The 22,238-nt window shown below is 42.6% G+C and carries 21 protein-coding genes; 10 read left to right on the plus strand and 11 right to left on the minus strand.

Translation table 11 applies throughout. The features are described from left to right. Nucleotides 1-532: 532 nt before the first annotated feature. Nucleotides 533-1,075 (plus strand): methanogen output domain 1-containing protein, encoded by a 543-nt coding sequence (locus CDG76_RS13040; RefSeq protein ID WP_094349442.1) that lies wholly within the window; start codon nt 533-535, stop codon nt 1,073-1,075. An 86-nt stretch (nt 1,076-1,161) separates the two neighbouring features. Then, nucleotides 1,162-2,550 carry an ATP-binding protein gene (locus CDG76_RS13045; RefSeq protein WP_094349443.1) on the plus strand — a complete coding sequence of 463 codons (1,389 nt, stop codon included), beginning with the start codon at nt 1,162-1,164 and terminating at the stop codon, nt 2,548-2,550. A gap of 89 nt (nt 2,551-2,639) precedes the next feature. On the opposite strand, the gene CDG76_RS13050 is transcribed toward CDG76_RS13045, so the two are convergent. Then, a complete protein-coding gene (locus CDG76_RS13050; protein WP_094349444.1) occupies nt 2,640-4,244 on the minus strand; it encodes an NAD(P)H-quinone oxidoreductase subunit N in 1,605 nt (534 codons plus the stop codon). Between the two features lie 3 nt (nt 4,245-4,247). On the opposite strand from CDG76_RS13050, the gene CDG76_RS13055 reads away from it, so the two are divergent. Next, nucleotides 4,248-4,472 carry a hypothetical protein gene (locus tag CDG76_RS13055; protein WP_094349445.1) on the plus strand — a complete coding sequence of 75 codons (225 nt, stop codon included), beginning with the start codon at nt 4,248-4,250 and terminating at the stop codon, nt 4,470-4,472. A 305-nt stretch (nt 4,473-4,777) separates the two neighbouring features. Here CDG76_RS13055 and CDG76_RS13060 read toward each other — a convergent pair whose 3' ends face one another. The 8 genes from CDG76_RS13060 to prfC form a co-directional block, all read right to left on the minus strand. Beyond that, the gene (locus tag CDG76_RS13060; protein WP_094349446.1) at nt 4,778-5,050 is read right to left on the minus strand and encodes a hypothetical protein; all 273 of its coding nucleotides are present in this window, start codon (nt 5,048-5,050) and stop codon (nt 4,778-4,780) included. 78 nt (nt 5,051-5,128) lie between these two features. Next, nucleotides 5,129-6,187: a WD40 repeat domain-containing protein gene (locus CDG76_RS13065; protein ID WP_094349447.1), complete on the minus strand. Its 1,059-nt coding sequence runs from the start codon at nt 6,185-6,187 to the stop codon at nt 5,129-5,131. A 111-nt stretch (nt 6,188-6,298) separates the two neighbouring features. Then, nucleotides 6,299-7,270: a CobW family GTP-binding protein gene (locus CDG76_RS13070; protein WP_094349448.1), complete on the minus strand. Its 972-nt coding sequence runs from the start codon at nt 7,268-7,270 to the stop codon at nt 6,299-6,301. A gap of 474 nt (nt 7,271-7,744) precedes the next feature. After that, nucleotides 7,745-8,659: an alpha/beta fold hydrolase gene (locus tag CDG76_RS13075; protein ID WP_094349987.1), complete on the minus strand. Its 915-nt coding sequence runs from the start codon at nt 8,657-8,659 to the stop codon at nt 7,745-7,747. Nucleotides 8,660-8,767: 108 nt separating this feature from the next. After that, nucleotides 8,768-9,208 (minus strand): SufE family protein, encoded by a 441-nt coding sequence (locus CDG76_RS13080; RefSeq protein ID WP_094349449.1) that lies wholly within the window; start codon nt 9,206-9,208, stop codon nt 8,768-8,770. Between the two features lie 489 nt (nt 9,209-9,697). Continuing rightward, complete coding sequence (locus CDG76_RS13085) at nt 9,698-10,210, minus strand: RNA recognition motif domain-containing protein (protein ID WP_094349450.1); 513 nt, start codon at nt 10,208-10,210, stop codon at nt 9,698-9,700. A 631-nt stretch (nt 10,211-10,841) separates the two neighbouring features. After that, nucleotides 10,842-13,124, minus strand: a complete 2,283-nt coding sequence (locus CDG76_RS13090) for a M48 family metallopeptidase (RefSeq protein ID WP_094349451.1) — start codon at nt 13,122-13,124, stop codon at nt 10,842-10,844. Nucleotides 13,125-13,321: 197 nt separating this feature from the next. Beyond that, on the minus strand, nt 13,322-14,950 hold the full coding sequence (gene prfC, locus CDG76_RS13095) for a peptide chain release factor 3 (RefSeq protein WP_094349452.1): 1,629 nt from the start codon (nt 14,948-14,950) through the stop codon (nt 13,322-13,324). A 124-nt stretch (nt 14,951-15,074) separates the two neighbouring features. Here prfC and CDG76_RS13100 point away from each other — a divergent pair, with 124 nt between their 5' ends. The 4 genes from CDG76_RS13100 (at nt 15,075) to CDG76_RS13115 (ending at nt 17,640) form a co-directional block, all read left to right on the plus strand. Next, nucleotides 15,075-15,434 carry a DUF4870 domain-containing protein gene (locus CDG76_RS13100; RefSeq protein WP_094349453.1) on the plus strand — a complete coding sequence of 120 codons (360 nt, stop codon included), beginning with the start codon at nt 15,075-15,077 and terminating at the stop codon, nt 15,432-15,434. A gap of 378 nt (nt 15,435-15,812) precedes the next feature. Further along, nucleotides 15,813-16,793, plus strand: a complete 981-nt coding sequence (hemB, locus tag CDG76_RS13105; RefSeq protein WP_094349454.1) for a porphobilinogen synthase — start codon at nt 15,813-15,815, stop codon at nt 16,791-16,793. 179 nt (nt 16,794-16,972) lie between these two features. Further along, nucleotides 16,973-17,227, plus strand: a complete 255-nt coding sequence (locus CDG76_RS13110; protein ID WP_094349455.1) for a hypothetical protein — start codon at nt 16,973-16,975, stop codon at nt 17,225-17,227. After that, entirely contained in the window at nt 17,224-17,640 is a 417-nt protein-coding gene (locus CDG76_RS13115; protein ID WP_094349456.1) for a type II toxin-antitoxin system VapC family toxin, read from the plus strand. Before CDG76_RS13110 ends, CDG76_RS13115 begins: the two co-directional genes overlap by 4 nt. Nucleotides 17,641-17,707: 67 nt before the next feature. Here CDG76_RS13115 and CDG76_RS13120 read toward each other — a convergent pair whose 3' ends face one another. Both CDG76_RS13120 and CDG76_RS13125 read right to left on the minus strand, forming a co-directional pair. Then, nucleotides 17,708-17,932, minus strand: a complete 225-nt coding sequence (locus CDG76_RS13120) for a type II toxin-antitoxin system HicA family toxin (protein ID WP_094349457.1) — start codon at nt 17,930-17,932, stop codon at nt 17,708-17,710. Then, the gene (locus CDG76_RS13125) at nt 17,925-18,152 is read right to left on the minus strand and encodes a type II toxin-antitoxin system HicB family antitoxin (protein ID WP_094349458.1); all 228 of its coding nucleotides are present in this window, start codon (nt 18,150-18,152) and stop codon (nt 17,925-17,927) included. Before CDG76_RS13125 ends, CDG76_RS13120 begins: the two co-directional genes overlap by 8 nt. A gap of 524 nt (nt 18,153-18,676) precedes the next feature. Between CDG76_RS13125 and CDG76_RS13130 the strand changes: the two genes are divergently transcribed. From CDG76_RS13130 to secF, 3 genes are all read left to right on the plus strand, one after another. Further along, a complete protein-coding gene (locus CDG76_RS13130; protein ID WP_094349459.1) occupies nt 18,677-19,660 on the plus strand; it encodes an alpha-ketoacid dehydrogenase subunit beta in 984 nt (327 codons plus the stop codon). Nucleotides 19,661-19,821: 161 nt separating this feature from the next. Continuing rightward, nucleotides 19,822-21,234, plus strand: a complete 1,413-nt coding sequence (gene secD, locus CDG76_RS13135) for a protein translocase subunit SecD (protein WP_094349460.1) — start codon at nt 19,822-19,824, stop codon at nt 21,232-21,234. After that, on the plus strand, nt 21,231-22,220 hold the full coding sequence (gene secF, locus CDG76_RS13140) for a protein translocase subunit SecF (RefSeq protein WP_094349461.1): 990 nt from the start codon (nt 21,231-21,233) through the stop codon (nt 22,218-22,220). Before secD ends, secF begins: the two co-directional genes overlap by 4 nt. Nucleotides 22,221-22,238 lie beyond the last annotated feature (18 nt).

The following is a 22,238-nucleotide window of genomic DNA, read 5'->3' on the forward strand; positions in this document are numbered from 1 at the left end:
GTAGATTTTTGTGCGGGTTGATAATAAAATATTTTTAGTGTTAACAATATTTTGCCCCAGAAGATTCTCCCAACCCAAGCCCACTACTCATGGGGAAAACACTTAATATTTTACTAGCTAACTTTTTAATAATCGATCTAATTCCCCACTTTTTAAGGAGGGTTAGAAAGGATAATGGGGACTTAACCTAGAAGAAATTATGCAAAACCGTAAACTGTCACAACGATAAGGCTCAGAATTTGTTATGGAGATTATTTTTCATTAGAACCAAAAGAAACATTAAATTTTCAGAATAAAAATATTAAGTAGTTACTTTAGAGACATTTTGGGGAACTCTAAGTAAGTCGGTGAGAATAAATCAAACTAGATTAAGTAATGTAAAAAATATTGAGATTAGTTCGTAGTGTTCACGCAGCCCTCTCTGCGAGACGCTTCTTTACGAGAGGCTCCGCCAACGCGAACACTACAAACCTTGAATTATTCACACCGCTCTACTTACAACTGTACTTATTAGATTGTATCCTCAAAATTTATGATCAATGTACCCAAGCAGTCAATAGCTACGCTTAATCTTTCTTTAGAACGCGATATATTTTTACGTACACTAATCAGAGAATTATCTGGTACTTTACAGGATGTAGTTGGTTTAGAAGAAGCTTCGGGATTTATTAGCGTTGTTGGTGAAAGGATGGGAAGGCAGATTAACCAAGATTATAAATCTGCCCTGGAAATCTCTAACCTTTCTCGTAAGCAGGTAGCTGATGTCTTGATTGATTTAAAAAAACGAATCCAGGGCGATTTTTATGTCATTGAGCAGAATGATGAAAAAATTGTCTTTGGCAACCGTGTTTGCCCATTTGGCGACAAAGTACTTAATCGCCCTGCCATGTGCATGATGACTTCAAACGTTTTTGGAACGATCGCAGCCAATAATCTAGGATATGCGAAAGTAGAATTGCAAGAGACGATAGCAGAAGGTTATTCTGGATGTAAAGTTATTGTTTACTTAAAACTTACAGAAGAGGCAGAAGATGCAGAAGGTCGAGAATACTTTAGGGGACTAGAATCTGTGTAAATCCTTCACCATCAAACAAAATAACTCCAGGATTAAGCTTAGTGCAGATATGTAAAGTAGAGTCAAACCGTGAAAGTGGAAGCTCCATGACTCCTGAACAATTTCTTGAATTTGCCAGAGTTTTACCAGAACCTTTACTTCTGGTAAGTGGAGAGGGTCAGTTGTTAGCGATGAATCAACCATTAGCAGATATGCTGGGGTTACGCCGTCAAGAACTGCCGGGAAGAATGCTCTTTGAACTCGTAACTGAGTCTAGCAACGATATTGTAAAGTATTTACAAGCTTGTTCAAGTAGTAGGGCAATGGTGATTGGCTCTTTGACTTTACGAGTGAATGATGGACAAACCTTAATATGTCGTAGTCAAGGAGCAGTTATTCAACCTTGGTCTCCTGAATCTTCAGCTTTAATTCTCTTACGCTTGGAAAATAGAGTTTTAGCCAGTAGTAATTTCGTTCTGTTGAACGAAAAAATTGATGAGTTAGCCAAAGAAGTTCAGAGACGAAAACAAGCAGAGGAAGCGCTTAAGAAAGCGAATCAAGAGCTAGAAATTCGGGTCGAGGAACGTACAACTGCTTTACAAGACACACTAAATGAACTACAGCTTACCCAAACTCAGCTTATCCAAGCTGAGAAAATGTCTAGTTTAGGTCAGATGGTCGCTGGTATTGCTCATGAAATTAATAACCCTGTGAGTTTTATTTACGGGAACCTTCACCACGCTCATAAATACACTCAGGATTTACTGAAATTGGTGGAAGTTTATCAACAAGCTTTTCCAAATACTCCTCCAGAAATCCAACAGCAAGTAGAAGAAATAGATTTAGATTTTTTGATTCAAGATATAACCAAACTCTTCCAGTCAATGCAAGTGGGAGCAGAACGCATTCAGGAAATTGTTAAATCACTACGTAATTTTTCCAGGCTGGATGAAGCAGAACTTAAGCAAGTCAATATTCATGAAGGAATTGATAGTACTTTAATGATTTTGGAGCATCGCCTGCAAGCTAGGCATGAGTACCCAGAAATCAAAGTTATCAAAAAATATAGTCAACTGCCGAATGTAACTTGCTATCCTGGTCAACTCAATCAAGTGTTTATGAATATTATTGCGAATGCAATTGATGCATTGGAAGCATCGGTACTCAACAGTCAGTATTCAGAAGTAAATACACAAAAAACTGAAAGTCAAAAACTGATAAATAATAATCCCCAAATTCAAATTAAAACTGAGCTACTCGATGAAAAATGGATAGCGGTTAGTATTGCCGATAATGGTTTGGGGATAAATGAACAAGTTCGCTCAAAGCTATTCGATCCGTTTTTCACCACTAAAACTGTGGGCAAAGGTACTGGACTAGGGCTATATATAAGTTATCAGATTATAGTTGAAAAACATAACGGGCAACTTAATTGTTTTTCTGTTCCAGGAAAAGGTGCAGAATTTGTAATTAAGATACCTATTAACTCAGTATAATAAAATTTAACTTAAAAGATATGACAAAGCCTGTCTGCTAATTAGCAAACAGGCTTTGTCTTTGAGGACAAAGTATGGTTGAGACTCTGTTATATCTTGGCAGTAGAATCAACTGAGGATTCAGACTGACTAACCGAATCTGATTTTGGTAAAAGCAGGAGATTTTGTGCTTTTACATTACTGTTGATTGTTGCTTGCAAAAATGGGGTATGGGAAACGGAATTGTTAGCCAATGTAAACAGTGGATTTGACAAAATCCCTGCTACGGTAGTGGCAATTAATGTTACTACCAACCCAACCTGCAAAGGTCTTAGCCCAGGCAAATCCCAACGCACTTGTGGATAATTCTTCACCGCGTCGGACATTTCATGGGGTTCTTTGACTACCATCATCTTAACTACGCGAATGTAGTAGTAGATGGAGACGACGCTGGTAACTAAGCCCAACAAAACTAACCAATAAAGTCCTGCTTGCCAACCAGCCCAGAATAAGTAAATCTTGCCGAAAAACCCAGCCAATGGTGGAATACCACCCAAGGAAAGCAGGGAGATACTCAACGCCAGTGTTAGGAGTGGGTCTTTTTGATATAAACCAGAGTATTCGGCAATCTGGTCGGTTCCCGTGCGTAGTGAGAACAGAATGATGCAGGTAAAACCACACAGGTTCATGAATAAGTAAACCAGTAGGTAAAATATCATACTGGCATATCCTGCCTGTGTACCAGCAATCAAGCCAATCATCACAAACCCAGCTTGGGCAATGGATGAATAAGCTAGCATCCGTTTCATGCTGGTTTGAGCTAGGGCGACTACGTTACCCAAGATCATGCTGAGAACGGCTAGAGCTGTGAAGACAAACCTCCACTCGTCAGCAACAAGTGGGAAGGCTGTTGTCAGCAAGCGGATGGCTAGGGCAAACCCAGCTGCTTTGGAACCGACAGATAAAAAGGCGATGACTGGGGTGGGAGCGCCTTCGTAAACGTCTGGTGTCCACTGGTGGAAGGGTGCAGCAGAGATTTTGAAGCCAATCCCGGCGATCGCAAAAACTAGGGCAATCACTAAACCTAAAGATTGTCCGACTTTCGCTGTGGCAATGCCATTTGCGATCGCACTAAGTTCAGTTTGTCCTCCAGATAGTCCATACAGCAGGGATACACCGTACAAAAATATTGCTGTACTGGAAGCTCCAATTAACAAGTATTTCAGCGCCGCTTCGTTGGAGCGGGGGTCACGCTTGGTATAACCTGTCAATAAGTAAGAGGAGATACTCAGGGTTTCTAATGAGATGAAAATCATCACTAACTCACTAGCCCCGGATAAAAACATCCCTCCTAAAGTAGCACTCAGCAAAATAGCGATGAATTCTGCCAAAGCAGTGCCGCTCTGCTCAACGTAGCGAATTGACATCAGTATAGTGGCGATCGCAGACAAGGCAATAATCCCGCGAAAGACAATACTCAGGTCGTCACTGTTAAAACTACCGGTAAAACCGATGGGATTAGGAGAGTCCCATTGAAAGTATAGGGCGATAATCGAAGCAAATAAACCTGCGATCGCCAGATATCCAATCCAGCGTGCGGATGTACGCCCCAAAATCAAATCAACAATCAAAACCCCCAAGAGGGTGAGAATAACAATCCCCTCTGGTAAAATCGTTCCAGCGTTTAGCTGGGATGCAATATTAGCAAAATCCATGAGATGTATAGGTTTTGGCGATTAGACATTAAGGCTAACTCTGTTCACTCTAGCAAGTTTTCTAATCCCCGGACTAGCTCTTTTAACAAGAGCTTAACAGCTTGGATGCAGATGGCGATTGCACCAACCTTACTACTTTACCAGCAGCTTTCTCAGTATCCAGGGATTCACTTAACAACTTTCCTACTTCGTTTTTCAGGCGTGACTTTTAGCGAATATCATCAATAATTATGCTGCAACCAGTGCAATAGTTACGTACAAAAAGCTTATAAAATTAATAAAGGCACAGGATTGCTCATTGGTGTCAACTTAAGCTGAAACTCCTTTAAAACCTCGTTTCTAGCCTCTGGCTGGAAATGCAACTCAAAAGCGGCTCTGCCGCCAGGAAGAGAGGCGGAGGCTCAAAGACGAGCATTCCCAGTCGGAGACTGGGAACGAGGCAATCTAAAAGCTAGTTCTAGACTTGCTTTCACGTTAAGTTGACACCAATGAGCAATCCTGTGCCCCTACAATATTCATAACTCCTAACTTTATTAAAAACCGACTGATGGCAGCTTGCCTTGTAGCGACTGAAATTTAGACTGAACACAGTTGGCACAATTGCAACCAACTCGATCAATTATCGGATTAGATGTTTGAATCAAGTTTGGTGTTGCCAGATCAGAAATTTGTTGTGTAGATACTACCGTCATAATTTGGGTAGCGTATAAAGATTTCAGGCTGGATGCGTTTGCTGGATTGACTATCAGCAGCATGGATACCAGAAATGCGGGACAGGCAAGTAAAATCAGTTTGACTATGTTCATAATTTACACAAAGATAGCTTTGCTGATACAGCATAGCTAATAAATTGCCCAGCTTCAATTTTAATTACCAACTACTGCTTAACTACGCCCGAATCCTTGACCCCGCAAAACCTTTGACCATATAAGTAATTCGCCCTGTTCACCCCCTGCGGCCAGTAGCTTACCTTGGGGATGCCAAGCTAGGGTAGAAAATCCTGCTGAGACACCTGTGATAATTTGGGATACTTCCTTGGCTTTGTTCCACAAACATAACCAGCCGTCAGCAGCAGCAGAAGCGAGAAGGAAGCTTTTAGGTGCAAAGGCGATCGCATTGATCGTACCCACATGATTGGTTAATACTCGCGCTTCCCAACCTAAAGTATCATCCTCTAGCTTTTCCCACACTACAATACCTTCAACGCTAGAAGATGCGAGTATTGGCGCACCTACTTTGGTCATAGCTTCTGACCATGCCAATTGGCGAATTTTACCAGGGAAGCCGCGCATCACCCAAGGGTCGGGGTTGTTCCATTCTAAAACGGTAACACTGCGATCCATGTTGCCAGAAGCCAGGAATTTGCCATCGGGCGACCAAGCCATCGCTAAACTGACAGTAGTCATATCTAAGCTGTATGGTTCTTCGTCCCAGTTTTGACTATGCCAAATTTTGACTCCCTTATAACCACTAATGGCTAAGTATTGTCCATCAATGCGCCAATCTATACCCAATACTGAAGAGTTGTCGAAATTCAGCGTTACGACAATTTCACAAGTATCTGCATCCCAGACTTGCACGTAACGCCCCAAACTAAAAGCCAGTTGGTTACTGGTGTAATTCCAAGCTAGCTTGTCAACCCAAGCGGGGGCATTTTCCAGCGTGGCGATTAATTCAGTATTGCGCCAAATTTTTACTTGTCCATCTTGTCCACCAACGGCTAAAAATTTGCCATCTGGTGAAAAGGCAAGACAGTCTACTGATTTACCATTACCAGTTTGTAAGTTGGTGAGTTCACCATCATTCCACAGAACTACTTCCCCAGCGGCAGAAGTTGCTGCTAAAGTTTTACCTTGTGGCGACCAAGCGATCGCAGTTACATAATCTGAAAGTGTCCCGGAATAGTGTTGTTCAAATTCCTTAGATTTGGTTGTGGAGTTCATAGTTATTGGGTAATGGGTACTGGGGACTAGGGATTAGGGACTGGGGACTGGGAACTAAGGACTAAATTCTTCCCAATACCCAATACCCAATCCCCAGTCCCCAATCCCCTTTTAAGCAAGACAGGCAAGAAAGTCTTGCTTGAGTTGGGCTGCATCAAGGTTGCGACCGATAAAAACTAGTTCGTTTTTGGGGGTTTCGCTTGGTTTCCAGGGGCGATCGGGTTTGCCATCAAAGATCATGTGTACTCCTTGGAATACAAATCGATTATCTTCTCCTGCAATATTTAAAATACCTTTCATCCGAAAAATATCTGGCCCTTGGGTACGCAGTAACTCCGAAAGCCAAGTGTTTAATTTTTCTCCATCGACAGCACCCGCTTCTACTAAAGCCACAGAGAAAACAGTTTCATCGTGTACATGGGCATCTTCGCCTAAGAAATCTGGATCAATTTCTAATGCCCGATCTAAATCAAAAGCTTTGACACCTAATAAAGCATCCATTCCTAGTTCAGAATTTTGGGTACGGTAGATTTTTGCGATCGCATTCATCGCCCGAATCCGTTTTTCTAATTCATCTAACTCTTCTGGTGCTACCAAATCTGTTTTATTAAGTAAAATTACATCGGCAAAAGCAATCTGTTCTTGTGCTTCGTCGGCATCCCAGTGCTGCCAAATATGCTTGGCATCTACAACTGTCACTACCGCATCTAGAGACAGTTGACTTTGTAAATCTTCATCAACAAAAAATGTCTGAATCACTGGTGCTGGATCGGCTAATCCAGTCGTTTCAATTACTAAATGATCAAATTTATCGCGCCGCTTCATCAAATTGCCAATGATGCGAATTAAATCGCCGCGCACCGTACAACAGATACAGCCATTGTTCATTTCAAATATTTCTTCATCTGCATCGATAATCAATTGATTATCAATACCCACTTCCCCAAATTCATTGACAATCACAGCAACTTTTTTGCCGTGTTCGTAGGTGAGGATGTGATTGAGTAGAGTCGTTTTACCTGCTCCCAAATAGCCTGTAAGAACAGTAACGGGAACTGAATTGTTGATTACGTCAGCCACCATACTCTAAATTCCTCTTATCTCACCTTATGGATAATCATTATCGCCCATGATAAATCTTTTTATATTTTTGTGCGAACTTGCTGTGATTTTGAGTTTCAGCAAAATCATCATATAATTTAGTCACAAAACATTTTATTTTTATGCATCTGTAATAAGTTATAAATATTCACAAGTTGGGGTAGCTAGTAGGAATATTGCATACAAGCCGACCCACAGTGCGGCCAATGCGGTTGGCTTAAAGTTAGCACTCTTTATCAAAGTCATTTTTTTAACGTAGACGCAAAGCGGCTTGCCGCAGGCTACCGCAGAGGCGCAGAGAGCGCAGAGAGAAAAAGTGCCAGAACTGCATTTGCTTCTCTCTCTGTGTCCTCTGCGCCTCTGCGGTTTAAAAGAATTTATTGACCAATATTTTTACCCATCTTGAAAGGGCTAGTTCTATAATCCTAGTCTCGCACCAAGGTGCAATCTAAAGATTTAATTTTCTGGAGAGAACAAAAAATCTTGAACTGCTTCTAAAACAACTGTTGGGTATTCTTCATGCAGCCCCAGAGAACCAGGTATGACAAAGCTTCTCACTCCTGGTAATGCTGCCAAAGCGTTCATTTCTTCTCGTGATTTGGGGGGGCTGGATTCTCCAATTACTACCATGAGCGGTACGTTTAAAGACTGCACAAGTCCCAGAAAATCCGATTGTTCGTGTACAGCATCGAGATTACCAGTTACAAAGGCAGCAGATGCAAATCGCGCTCCTGGTTGTTGAGTTGTGTGCCATTTCTTCTCGATGAAACTGGGTGTAATTTTAGCCGCGTCAGTAAAGACATGACGGCGATACATCAAACTTAAGAAGGATGGGGTAGTGTTGAGTTTGTAGAGAGCTTGACCAAGTATAGGCGATCGCACCAATTCTCTCACAAAGCCAGCTATTTGCTGACTTGCGCCCATTGTCGGCAAAGGCCCACGCCAAGTAGGAGCTAACAACAAAATTCGTGAGAAAGTAGCAGGTTGTTTGACAGCTAATTGTAAAACGTAACTAGCAGCATGACCAGCCGCCACTACAGTAATGCAAGTATTAAAAACAGCTTTGACAAAATCTTCCAAAAATTGCTGATATATTTCTGGTCGGTAATTCAAACTAGGGCGAGAAGATTCACCAAAACCTGGCCAGTCTATGGCCACAACTTGAAAATAGGGAGCTAATAACTTGGCAAGTTCGCCGACTTCCAAACGCGTTGAAACACTGCTGAAAGATGGTAGCAGCAATAGCGGTGAACCTTTACCAAGGGTTTCATAAACAACGCGCAATTCCTGATTTTCCCAGTTCCAGAGATATTCTTGAACCACTCCACCAAAACCAATAGCAGCAGAGGTAGATAATACATTGGTTGACATGACACTAAATTTTGGTAGTTGTACCTTATTTGTCATTTGTCCTTTGTCCTTTGCAAATGACCAATGACCAATGACCAATGACTAATGACTAATAACCAATAACCAAGTTTAGCTAGGCAAATCTAACTTACATTCCAATGCTTTTTTTTGCATGGTTTTAAAAATGTTGTAAAAACCATTAGCACGGGAAGGTGTCAGACTAACGTTTAAACCTGTTTCTTGAATAAAATCTGGAGTAAGTTGGACAATCTCACTTGGCGTTAGTCCATGTAATCCTTCAACCAGAAGCCCTACTAATCCTTTGGTTAACTGGGAATCGGAATCGCCCTGAAATACAACCTTACCGTCATCCAAGGCTGCTGTGATAAAAACTTGAGACACGCAACCAGGAACTTTATTTTCGGGTAATTTATCAGCTTCTGGGAACTCATTTAGCTTCTGAGCATACCAGATTAGCTGTTCGTAGCGCCGCTTCGGTTCGGAAGCGCGTTGAAAGCGCTGGACAATTTTAGCGAGCGCAGATGGCAAAGAATCTAGAGTTGAGGACATAACAGAAGCTGAAAACGATCGGTATCTCCTTGAGTGTAGATTATCTTTAGAGCGATCGCGCCTCCGGTTCTCTTGGCATTATCAAGCTTGCCATTACTGACTCTAATTTATCAAATCAAGATAATGACTGCGTAGGCGCAGCCCGCAGCAGGCATCGCATCCCCATCGTCCAGGTTTTTTAATGCGTCTAATCACAAAAACTTAATTTTATTCTAAGTAAAATTTTTATTATTTTGTAGCATATTCTCTGCGTGCCTCTGCGCTTACCTTCTCTACGAAACGCTTTGCGAATGCGTTCCTCTGCGTTTAAATTTGAACCCTCAATTCTCCACGATTCGACAATTCGATGCCTACGGCTGGCTGCGTCTACGTACTTACAAAATTAGCTGCAAGTTAATTAAACTAAGCAGCTAGATAATTATCAACAATTAAAAATTAAAAATCAAAAAAAATTCTGATTTTTAATTTTTAACTTCTCTCCCTTAAGGATTAATTCGTAGTTTGTGCAGCTAGCATCTGCTTCAGCTTTTCTAATTCCGAAGCCCAACGAGGATCTGGACGAATAGCGTCTGAATCGGTGGTTGTAGTGCTGCTTTCGCGAGAACCGCCGCCACCGCCGCCACGACGAGGCTTCTTAGAGCTTTTCTCACGACGGCTACCTTCTCTGTTGGGCGTAGGAGTCGGCGTACTATTACTAGTACTAGCAAGAGTAACTGGTTTAGGAGCTTGCTCGTCGCCCTCTTCACCCTTTGTCCGAGGTAATGCCTTCTCTAGCTTAATGGGAGTGTCTTTGAACATCTGACCATTATACTTTTCAATAATTTCGTCAGCTTGTTCGTCATTGTTGACTGTAAGAAAACCAAAACCACGGCATTTGCCAGTTTTGCGGTCTTTAATTAATTTAGTAGTTACAGCATCACCTTCTGCTGCAAAAACGGCTTGCAGATCTTGACGATCTATTTCATCTTTAGGCAAATTACCTATATATAGGCGAACGGACATGAACTATACCTCCAGAGTTGAATGAACATGGCAAGGCAAGAAAACAATCACTTAGCTTTGGCTTTTAAATAAATGCTATTGACCAAGACTGCCATAAACCAATTTTTTTGCTCGAAACTGTCAACCTATACAACAATACAGTTTTTCGTCGGGATCAAGCTTGTTTAATCCAAAGGCTCACACTATGGTGAGCTAATAACACCTTAATTCTAAGAATTGTAAATTTAATAGCCTATTGCCTGCTAAAGTACACGCTTCCTTTTATGCCCTTTTTCGCAGAATCAAATACCATTCCTTACATTACCACGGTATTTTCTACGTAGCTAGTTTAGCGCACACATTTTCGACTTTAGTATTACTGCATCGTAACATAAAACACATTTTTTTATTCAAGTGAGCATATTTTGAAACAAAAACCAGCCAGTGGCTGGTTAATTTGCTGCTGTGTTGGGAGGATAAAAAGGTATAGAGCGGGGAAAAAGCACCTAAGTTCACAACTAAGCGGTGATGCTGAGTTATGTCAGTTGCTCTTGTTTGTGTAAATAAATGTAACACTTGTTAAGAAAGCCTGCAACTTTTATTTACATTCCAATTTGTTCTTTGTCAATGACTAATGACCAATGACTAATGACTAACCAGTGAGAAAGACGTATGCGCCCCAAGCCTGTGCTGCAACAGCTAAAAAAGTAGACCAAATGGGATGAGGGCTATGAATGGTTTTACCACTTTGAGTTTCTAGGGTTTGGATATCGATCCAAGGTGTTGCTCCTCGCCGGAACCAACCTGTGACGATAATTTGCCGCCCGATTAGATCCTGGTGATTGACTGACTGTCCTAGCCAAGAAATGTGGTGTAATTTCACCAAACCCGCGCTGGATTGCAAGATTAAATCTTGCGCTAGGGTGTTACTAGTACCTTGACGACCTAATAATTTGCCCACTAGACGCACGCTGACGCTATCAATAGGTAAGGCAGAAGGGTCAGCTAACAGGTTGGGTAAGCTGTCGTCAGTTTGTACGGTGGCAGGTTTAATATCGGGGAAGAAAGAATTAATCCGCATCACAGTACCGATGCTAAAGCCAATCAGAAGGCAGCCTGTAATGAAAGACCAATCTTCATATATCCACTTTAGATTTAAAAACTTGAGTGTGAATGCTAGTTGCCAGGTTAGCCAGACGAAAGCTGCAAACAGAACCCCTAGAGGAATTCCCAACCAGGGAGCGACTTGTAATAGAAAAGACTGACGCTTAACCTTTGATGGAACGCTAGCAAAATGTAGTTCGGTGTCTAGATGCCAGTGACGAGCTATTTGGCAGAGGCGTTCGATGCGATCGCCCATTAAAGGATGGCTATTATTAATCGTAAACCATCGGCGATAGGGATTGGCAGTATCCCACTTCAAAAAGGATTCAAAAGATAAATTACTGGCAATAGTACCCAAAGATAAACTCTGTTGGTAGCTGACTGGTGTTAAAAGATTTAAGCTTTCTAGTTGCCAACTGGTGTGTTCTTGTTTTTGGATATCAGCTGCAATGCCAATGGCGATTTTGAGTAAAGCGCGAATCAGGGCATTGGGATTACCAGTAATTTCAGCGGCGACGCGATCGCTATAATAAAGCCGCAACCGCGACAACCACAATGCAGTTCCAGTCAGCAAACACCAAATTCCATAAATTAGACTCGCCAGAATTGTCACTGGCCAACGCCAAATTTTCGCTGATATTTTGTCTCCCAACTCCGACACTTGCTGATATAGCTTATAAGTTGGTAGTGTCACCAGCAGCAACAAAGACATTACAGCAAAATCCCAGTGAGCAATATGCCCTAGCTGCGTCGCGTAAATAATGGCGATTTCATCATCTGCCAGCTGCTCTAATAGCCCTTGACTCACAACAATCCTGGCATTACGTGGTAAACTACCATAAGTCAAAATAATTGGTGCAGCCGTTGGTAAAATCCGCAGTTTGGGTAACGGCCAGTGCCGCTGTTGGGAACAACGTTGTAGCACCCGAACGGCTTCGCGGCTATGGGTATTCAATACATCTTTCGGAAATTCTCGCTGACCATACAAGTTCGCCAGTAGCAGATCCAGCAACCAAGGTGATACTCCCATTAAAATCACCAATGCGATCAGCAACAGTTGAGTAGGATCGTGGTATAAAACCTGTATCGGCTCCAGATAAGGTAGTTTGACTAAAGTCTGATTGATGAATCCTAGTGCTAACTTGAGGATTTCTCGTATTACCCAAAACAGGGCGATGAATGTTCCTGCCGACAGTAGCCGTAAGGGAATTAATTTTGGTTTACGTAGTGGTTGCCATGCTCTGGCGCGTTGTGCTTGTCGCCAATAAATAACGCCGAATAGTTTGGCTTGGGTGCGGGTAACGGAACCCATGAAGCCGCTTAGGGGTGTAGCCGGTGGTGGTGGCGGTGTCGCTAATGTAGCTTTGAGTCTAGCTAGTGGCACCATCGGCGGGATGTCGTCGCTTTTGGTTTCTATTACTCGATCGTCGTTAGGCTTTTCCTCTGATGTAGGAGTTTCCGGGGGAGTAATGGGGGTTGAATCTGGTGTTGAATCTGGCGTTGAATTCTCAAAGGGAATAAATCCAGTTTCGACTTTTTTTGATTCTCGATCGGATTTTTTACGTTTTGTCAGGTGTTCGAGAGCGCGTGTTGCCCACTCTTGAACTTGCGGATTGTTACTCTCAATGAGATTCTGGGAAATAGCGATCGCATTGGCAACTTCGCCAGTGCGAGCATAAGCCATCACTAAACCAACCTTGGCTTGCAAGCTAGCAGTCCCATTATTTTGGCTGCTAGCAATAGGTTCTAGTTGGGCAATCGCTGTTTGGTAATTTCCCTGCTTGAGGGCAACTAAACCAGCCTCCAAAGACGGTTTGGCATGTGAAGGCATACAAATTCTGGCACTCCAATCTCTTCTAAATGATCCACGTTTGTGCAAAAGCGCGAACCTCGGATGCCGTGGAAATCAACCGCGCTCAAGTTTTGTTTGTCAAGTGAACGATAAAGGTTGAATTCAGGAGTCAGTCGTCAGAATTCAGTTGAGCCTTCATCTGAATTCTGGATTCTGAATTCTGTATTCTTCTTTCTTCACTCCTCCACTGGTTGTTGACTAGAAAATACTGGAGCGATCGCGCTTAATTTTAACTCTGGATGGTCGCCCAGTAACTGTTGACAATTCCACTCATTGCGGAATAGCAACACTGGCCGTCCCATACTGTCTTTAACTGTAGTGGTATTGAATATTCGTCCCACCTTTTCTAATGCTTCCCAACCACCCTCAACCCAACGGGCGACACTGTAGGGCAATAAATCTAATATGGTTTCTACACCATACTCATTTTGTAAGCGAAACTGTACTACTTCGAATTGCAACTGACCCACCGCCGCCAAAATTGGATCGCGCTTGGCTTCATCAATTGAATACATAATTTGCACAGCACCTTCTTCTCGCAATTCCGCAACGCCTTTTTGGAATTGTTTAGACTTTGAGGGGTTGGGATTCCTCAGAGATGCAAACAGTTCCGGCGAGAAATACGGAATCCCCTCATATTCGAGCTTTTGTCCCGTGTAAATTGTATCCCCGATCGCAAAAACACCGGGATTATTCAAACCGATCACATCGCCAGGATAAGCCACATCAATCGATTCTCGCTCTTGAGCAAAGAGTTTTTGCGGGCGAGATAGACGGATGAGTTTACCAATGCGAGCGTGATTCACCATCATATCTTTTTCAAACTTACCAGTGCAAACCCGGATAAATGCGACGCGATCGCGGTGTTTCGGGTCCATATTCGCTTGCAGTTTGAAGACAAACCCCGAAAACTCCGGGTATGTAGGGGGAACTTCACCAACACTACTGATATGAGAACCGGGTTTGAGGGCATAGTCGAGGAAATACTTGAGGAATAACTCGACCCCGAAGTTAGTCATGGCGCTACCAAAGAACACAGGCGTCATTTTGCCTTCGTGTACTAGCTGCAAATCTAACTCTGGCCCAACTCCTTCTAAGAGTTCTAGATCGTTTTTCAGTTGGTAGTACAGGCTTTGTTCTAGCTGTTCTTCTATTCTCGGATCGCCTAACTCCACTATCGTATCACGGGCTTCTCGGCTACCGTGGGCGCTGCGTTCAAAGAGGTGTATTTGTTGTTTGTGCCGATCAAAAACACCTTTAAAGCGATCGCCCATGCCAATCGGCCAGTTGACTGCATAGGTTTGCAATCCCAATTCTTGCTCAATTTCATCCAAAAGTTCCAGAGGTTCTCTTCCTGGGCGATCGAGCTTGTTGATAAATGTAAAGATCGGGATACCCCGCAACTTACACACTTCAAACAATTTGCGGGTTTGCGGTTCCAAACCTTTTGCCGCATCAATTAACATTACTGCATTATCGGCAGCGGCGAGGGTACGATAAGTATCTTCACTGAAATCTTGGTGTCCGGGAGTGTCTAATAAATTGATTTGACAGTTCCGGTATTCAAATTGCAACACTGTAGAGGTAATGGAAATACCCCGTTGTTGCTCCATCGCCATCCAGTCAGAGGTTGCCTTACGCTGTGCCCGTCGCGCCTTAACCGCCCCAGCTTCGTGAATTGCACCCCCGTACAGGAGTAGCTTTTCAGTTAGTGTAGTTTTACCCGCATCGGGGTGAGATATAATCGCAAAGTTGCGGCGAAGTTCAACTGCTTGAATAAGTTCAGACTGAAGTTCAGTAGACATAAATGTATTTGTTTGTTAGCTAGCTTAATTTTTTTTGACTCTGGTAAGTCTTTTAATCTTAAGACAACGATGCTCATGATAGGGTCGTAGTATAACCAACAATCTGACTAAATAGGAGAAAGCAATGTACGACACAGACAAGCGAAAGCTTCTATCTGCCTTGTCTCATGGAGCGATTTTTTTCAGCACAACATTGGTATCTGTAGGCATACCTATCGCCATACTGCTTGTATCTGACGATCCTGTTGTTAAAGAAAACGCCAAAGAATCGATCAATTTCCACTTTAATGTCTGGTTTTATGGTGCAATTCTGGGAGTGTTATTTTTTCTATTCGGTTGGTTAGTATTACCTCTATTATTGCTGGGGCCACTAGCTGGTCTGGGATATCTATTACACTGGGGATTAACAATTTGGGCGCTCACTGGAGTTTTCAGCAATCCTGATATACCCTTCCGTTATCCCTATATTTTCCGAGTTTTTTAGCATAGATTATGGGCATTGGGCATTGTCAATGATTTGTTACCAATTACAAAATTTAATTAATTCGTAGCGAATTCTCTGCGTGCCTCTGCGTTTTCCTCTGCGCAACTTTGCGTTTAAATTTCAACCCTCAATTCCCCACAATTTTGCCAACAGACAATCTGATCATTTTGAATTTCTTCATAATGTTGTTTTTTTTCCAGTCCGTCGGATAGGTGCAACCAAGCTGTAGAATACAAAATTGCCCCACAACTTGATTAAGAGTAGGGCAAAGGACAGTTAAGCACTGTTTGTAGTCTGTCTGACGGCAGGAAAATTTTAGCCTGCATTTGTGACGCTTTGTTTTGTGTCTATCTGCGTTGTTTTTCTTCATAAAATTTTATGTTTCCTACACATCGCCCTCGTCGCCTGCGTACTCATCCCCAACTGCGCCGGATGGTTCGTGAAACTGTTTTGACAACAAACGATTTAATTTACCCACTATTTGCTGTACCGGGTGAGGGAATCGCTAATGAGGTGAAATCGATGCCCGGAGTCTACCAACTTTCGGTAGATAAAATAGTTGAAGAAGCAAAAGAAGTTTACGACTTAGGAATTCCTTCGATTATTCTATTTGGGATTCCGGCTGATAAAGATGTGGATGCCACTGGCGCTTGGCATGATTGCGGTATCGTCCAAAAAGCGGCGACGGCGGTAAAAGCAGCAGTACCAGATTTGATTGTAATTGCCGATACTTGTTTGTGTGAGTATACTAGCCACGGTCATTGTGGTTATCTGCAAGTTGGTGATTTAACAGGACGAGTTTTAAATGACCCAACTCTGGAATTGTTGAAGAAAACAGCGGTTTCTCAAGCGAAAGCTGGTGCCGATATCATCGCGCCTTCGGGAATGATGGATGGGTTTGTACAGGCAATTCGCGTGGGTTTGGATGAAGCAGGATTTCAAGATACGCCGATTTTATCTTATGCTGCTAAGTATGCTTCGGGTTACTATGGCCCATTTCGGGATGCAGCAGACTCGACACCACAATTTGGCGACAGAAGAACTTACCAAATGGACCCAGGTAACGCCCGCGAAGCGATTAAAGAGATTGAATTAGATATCGCTGAAGGTGCTGATATGCTCATGGTTAAGCCAGCCTTGGCATACATGGATATTATTTGGCGGGTGAAGGAAGCGAGTAACTTACCAGTTGCAGCTTACAATGTTTCTGGTGAGTATGCGATGGTGAAAGCTGCGGCTCTCAATGGTTGGATTGATGAAGAGCGGGTGGTTATGGAAACTTTAACTGGGTTTAAACGCGCTGGTGCAGATTTGATTTTGACTTATCATGCCAAAGATGCGGCGCGATGGTTAAAGTAAGGTGTGCGATTGAGTAAGTATTTAAGAAATCTCACGCAGAGGCGCAAAGACGCAGAGTTGTGTTTTGGTGTTTGGGCGTGAGATTTTTGTATTTTGGTTTGATCTGGTGCGAAATTCAAAAAAAATTAACTAATCCGCGTTATACTTGTCATACGCGTATTGCAAGAACGATAAAAGTTATGCTCAGTGTCAGGCTGGACGAAGAAACAGAACGTCAGTTAGCCGATATCTTAGCTCACGAGCAAACTGACAAGAGTGAGTTGATCCGACGCTTGATTGCTGAACGCTGGCTAACCTTACAAGCGGGTAAAACTTTGATTGAGAGGCGGGGTGGACACCCTGAACATCTGCTACAAGATGCACCAACGGATTTATCGGAACGCTCAAACCGTAAAAAAGCGATCGCTCAATATCTCAATAAGCGTCACCCATGACGTATTATCCGCTTATACTCGCGGATAGCGGGTTTTTATTTGCGTACTACAGCGCTAAAGATCAGCATCACCAACAGGTGCGTCGTTTTTTTGAGAACTGTACTTCTAGGCTAGTAACTACGCCCATTTGTATTGCAGAAGTGGTGTGGTTGCTGAACTTTGATTGGCGTACACAAAACGAGTTTCTTCTAGATGTTGCTAAACAACTCTATGAGTGTGAGCAAATATTACCGCAAGATTTTTCGCGCATTGCTAAGTTGAATACTCAGTACAGAGATTTACCAGGGGATTTTGCAGATTTATCCTTGATTGTTATTTCGGAACGCTTGGATATTGCTGCGATCGCCACCTTAGACAGTGATTTTGATATTTATCGGCGTTATCGGAAAAAGCCTTTTGAGCGGGTGTTTTAGGGATGCGATGTCTACGACGGGCTACGCCTACGCAAGTTCAGTATAAAGCTAAAAAGGCTTTTTCGGTTTAAGTAACTTCAAATAAAACACGAGGTAATCCTGACTGACGAATGATAGATCGTAAAGTACCAATGCGTAACTCTTCGTAATTAGGGATAGGAACAGTAATTGTTGAGTCTTCGGTTTGCATCTGCATCATAATGTGACTACCACGCTGGCGCACTTGTACAAAGCCGTTCTCTTCCAGAATGCGGCAGACTTCTCTAGCAGAAAGAACACGCAGTTTACCCAATATTTACCTCTAGGCGTGTAACAAAAACTTCTGTGTGCAACCTTTGCTGAATTTCAGAAGGATCTGCTGTCTCAAAAAATAATTCTAATGCCTCAATTAGGTTATTCCGTGCTTCTTCAATTGTGTCACCTTGGCTGGCGATATCGAGTTCGGGACAGAGGGATACATAGCCATCCTTTTCGCGCTCAATGATAGCAGTGAATTGTGTTGTTTGCTTCATTTTTGTCTTGAGTGCAGTAGATATATCAATCTTGATAGTAAGCTACTTTAGGCAGTATATTGTCAAAAGCCTTTTGAGCGGGTGTTTTAAGGATGCGATCGCTACTTAATTATGATTTTTTCGGTGGACACCACTAGCTAATATTCCTAAAATTTTATTCACATCTTTAAAGATAATATTCACTTAAGTCTATTTGGATAGATTGCCCTTCTAATTTTAAAAATTGCATTCGTCGAACTCACGTTGAGTTGGTATTTTTCAAAAGTAAAGATTAATTTTTTATACATTAATTCTAGGTTTTATTACATAATTCAATCAGCCGTATTTGCCAGAGTGAGACGCGATCGCTCATAAAACATCTAAAATCGGAATTAAATAGCTTTGATATAGTTATGGCAATCACTCGCTCTATGCTAGGGGCCGTTTATTTAAAAAACCTAAACTCTAACTAGTGCGATCGCTCACTGTATTTGTGACAGCAGCACGATAAAATTCTAAAACCATAATCGTACTAAAAGGTCTAAATGGCAGAAACACTATTCTTCAACGCCTTACGGGAAGCCATTGATGAAGAAATGGCGCGTGATTCCAGCGTATTCGTTCTCGGTGAAGATGTAGGACATTACGGCGGTTCCTATAAAGTTACCAAAGACCTGTACCAAAAATATGGCGAACTCCGCATTCTAGATACCCCCATTGCTGAAAATAGCTTTACCGGGATGGCTGTGGGAGCCGCAATGACTGGGTTGCGTCCGATCATTGAAGGTATGAACATGGGCTTTTTACTGCTCGCCTTCAATCAAATATCCAACAACGCTGGGATGCTCCGCTATACTTCTGGCGGTAACTTTAAAATTCCAATGGTAATTCGCGGCCCTGGAGGTGTAGGACGGCAGTTAGGGGCAGAACACTCCCAGCGACTAGAAACTTATTTCCAAGCTGTGCCAGGGTTGAAGATTGTTGCCTGTTCCACACCAAGAAACGCTAAAGGACTGCTGAAATCCGCTATCCGGGATGATAATCCAGTGTTGTTCTTTGAACATGTTTTACTTTACAACTTGAAAGAAGATTTACCACAAGAAGAATACCTGCTTCCCCTAGATAAAGCAGAAATTGTGCGTGAAGGGAAAGATGTAACCATTATTACTTACTCGCGGATGCGCCATCATGTGCTGCAAGCGGTAAAAACTCTTGAAAAACAAGGATACGATCCAGAAGTTATCGATTTAATATCCCTCAAACCATTAGATTTTGATACCATTGGTGCATCAATACGTAAAACCCATAAAGTCATTGTCGTGGAAGAATCGATGCGAACTGCGGGTATTGGAGCAGAAGTCATCGCCTCAATAAACGATCGCTTATTCGATGAATTGGATGCGCCAGTACTCCGCCTTTCTTCCCAAGATATTCCCACACCTTACAACGGCAATCTGGAACGACTAACAATCATCCAACCAGAGCAAATCGTAGAAGCTGTGGAAAAAATGGTGGCGTTGCGAGTCTAAAAGTTAGGAGTTAAAAGTTAGGAGCGAGGAGTTAAGAATTCAAGATTGAATTTACAACTCCTAACTCCTAACTCTCAACTACTAACTCCTAACTCTCAACTCCCAACTCATAACTCCTCAAAAGAACGCTATTATAGCGTTTGTCAGTTGCGAGTTATGGTATGCAAAGACAGCGATCGCTATTAATTTTGATTTTAGTCCTGATAATCGCCGCTATTACGGTGATTGCCACAATTCCGATACCTCTGGGGCTGGACTTGCGTGGAGGTTCACAGCTCACAATTCAGGTGAAACCATCAGCGGATATTCCCAAAATCACCGAACGAGAATTGGAAGGTGTGAAGAAAGTTGTCGAAGGGCGGATTAATGGTTTGGGTGTTTCTGAGCCAGTAATCCAAACAGTCGGCACAGATAAAATATTGGTACAATTACCAGGAGTTAACGATCCAGAACAAGCTGAACGGGTGCTAGGGGGTACAGCACAGTTAGAATTTCGTACCCAAAAGCCGAATACAGAAACTCAACTGCTTGCTTTTCAAGCATCAAGAGCCGAATTGAAATTCAAGCAAGAAGAATTAAGAAAGAGTACCGACAAAGCAGCAATTGTAAAAAATCAAGAAGATTTACAGAAAAATAATCAAGCGATCGCAGAATTGTTTGAAAGCACCGATCCACCACTAATTGGCAAATACCTCAAGGATGCCTATGGTGAACCCACTCAAGGTAACAACTGGAATGTTGCCATTCGCTTCGACCAAAAGGGTGGTGAACTGTTTGCCAATTTAACGAAAAATCTCGCCGGTACTGGGCGTAGCATTGGTGTTTTTCTGGACAATGAACTAATCAGCGCTCCCACCGTAGGTATAGAATTTGCCGCTACTGGTATTACTGGTGGTTCTGCCGTGATTACAGGACGGTTTACCGCCCAACAAGCCAATGACTTAGGCGTACAGTTACGCGGTGGCGCATTACCCGTACCAGTAGAAATCGCAGAAAGGCGGACAGTCGGAGCAACCTTGGGTAGAGATAGCATTCAAAGTAGTATTTATGCTGGAGTTGGTGGTTTGACTTTAGTATTAATATTCATGGTGATTTACTATCGACTACCAGGATTGATTGCGGATGTATCACTAGTGATCTATTCCCTCTTAACTTGGGCAACCTTTGCTTTATTGGGTGTAACCCTAACTTTGCCGGGAATTGCTGGTTTTATTCTCAGTATTGGGATGGCAGTTGATGCCAATGTGCTAATTTTTGAAAGGACGCGGGAAGAATTGCGGGCAGGTAAATCTCTATATCGTTCTGTAGAATCTGGTTTTTATCGGGCATTTTCTAGTATTTTAGATAGCAACGTCACTACATGGATTGCTTGCGCTGCCCTGTTTTGGCTGGGGTCAGGTTTAGTCAAAGGCTTTGCTCTTACCTTAGCTTTGGGGGTAGCTGTGAGTATGTTTACCGCAATTACCTGTAGTCGGACATTGCTATTTTTGGCAATTTCAATTCACTCTTTGCGGAAGACAGAACTTTTCTGTCCAAACCTGCCAGCATCAAAGAAGGCAGAGGTGACTCCATGAAACTGAATATAAACAAATCGCGATCGCTTTGGTGGACTATTTCTGCCGCTATCATCCTGGCTGGGATCATCTCAATGGTGATTTCTTGGCAACAACCGAATATTCGCGCACCCTTACGCCCCGGTTTAGATTTTATCGGTGGTACGCGATTGCAGTTTGTCCGAGATTGCACCAAACCCGGTAACTGCGACAAACCAATTGATATCAACGCTGTCCGGGAAGTAGCAAAAGCACAGGGACTAGGTGATAGCAGTATCCAACTTGTCTCAGAAAATGGTGTAGAAAATGGTGTACTAATTCGGTCAAAAGATTTGGGTGTCGATCAGCGTACCAAATTACAAAACGCTTTGAGCGAAGAAATCGGCGTTTTTGACCCGCAAAAGAACCAGATTGACTCCGTTGGCCCCACCTTGGGAAAAGAACTGTTTACATCCGGGATGTTAGCTCTGATAGTTTCCTTCATCGGTATTACTATCTACATGACTTTCCGTTTCCAGTTAGATTATGCTGTGTTTGCGATCGTTGCCCTATTCCACGATATCTTGATCACAGTTGGGGCTTTTTCAATTTTGGGTTTGGTGGCGGGCATCGAAGTAGATAGCCTTTTTATCGTCGCCTTACTTACCATCACAGGTTTTTCAGTCAACGATACAGTGGTAATTTACGATCGCATTCGGGAAACCATTAAAATCCATCCCGAACAGCCGATTGCCGAAATTGTAGATGATGCGGTTAACCAAACATTGACAAGATCGATCAACACTACCTTAACCGTATTACTGACATTATCTGCAATCTTTCTATTTGGCGGAGAAACACTGAAATACTTTTCCCTGGCTTTGATTATTGGCTTCACAATGGGAGCTTATTCGAGTATTTTCATCGCCAGTACTCTTCTAACTTGGTGGCGAGAGCGTAAAGGGGAATCCCAGGTGTTAGACAACGCTGATTCGATTGATACATCTCCCAGTTCCCAAGATAGTTAAACTTGTGTATATTTCACA

It is taken from the genome of Nostoc sp. 'Peltigera membranacea cyanobiont' 210A, from assembly GCF_002246015.1.
GTDB lineage: Bacteria > Cyanobacteriota > Cyanobacteriia > Cyanobacteriales > Nostocaceae > Nostoc.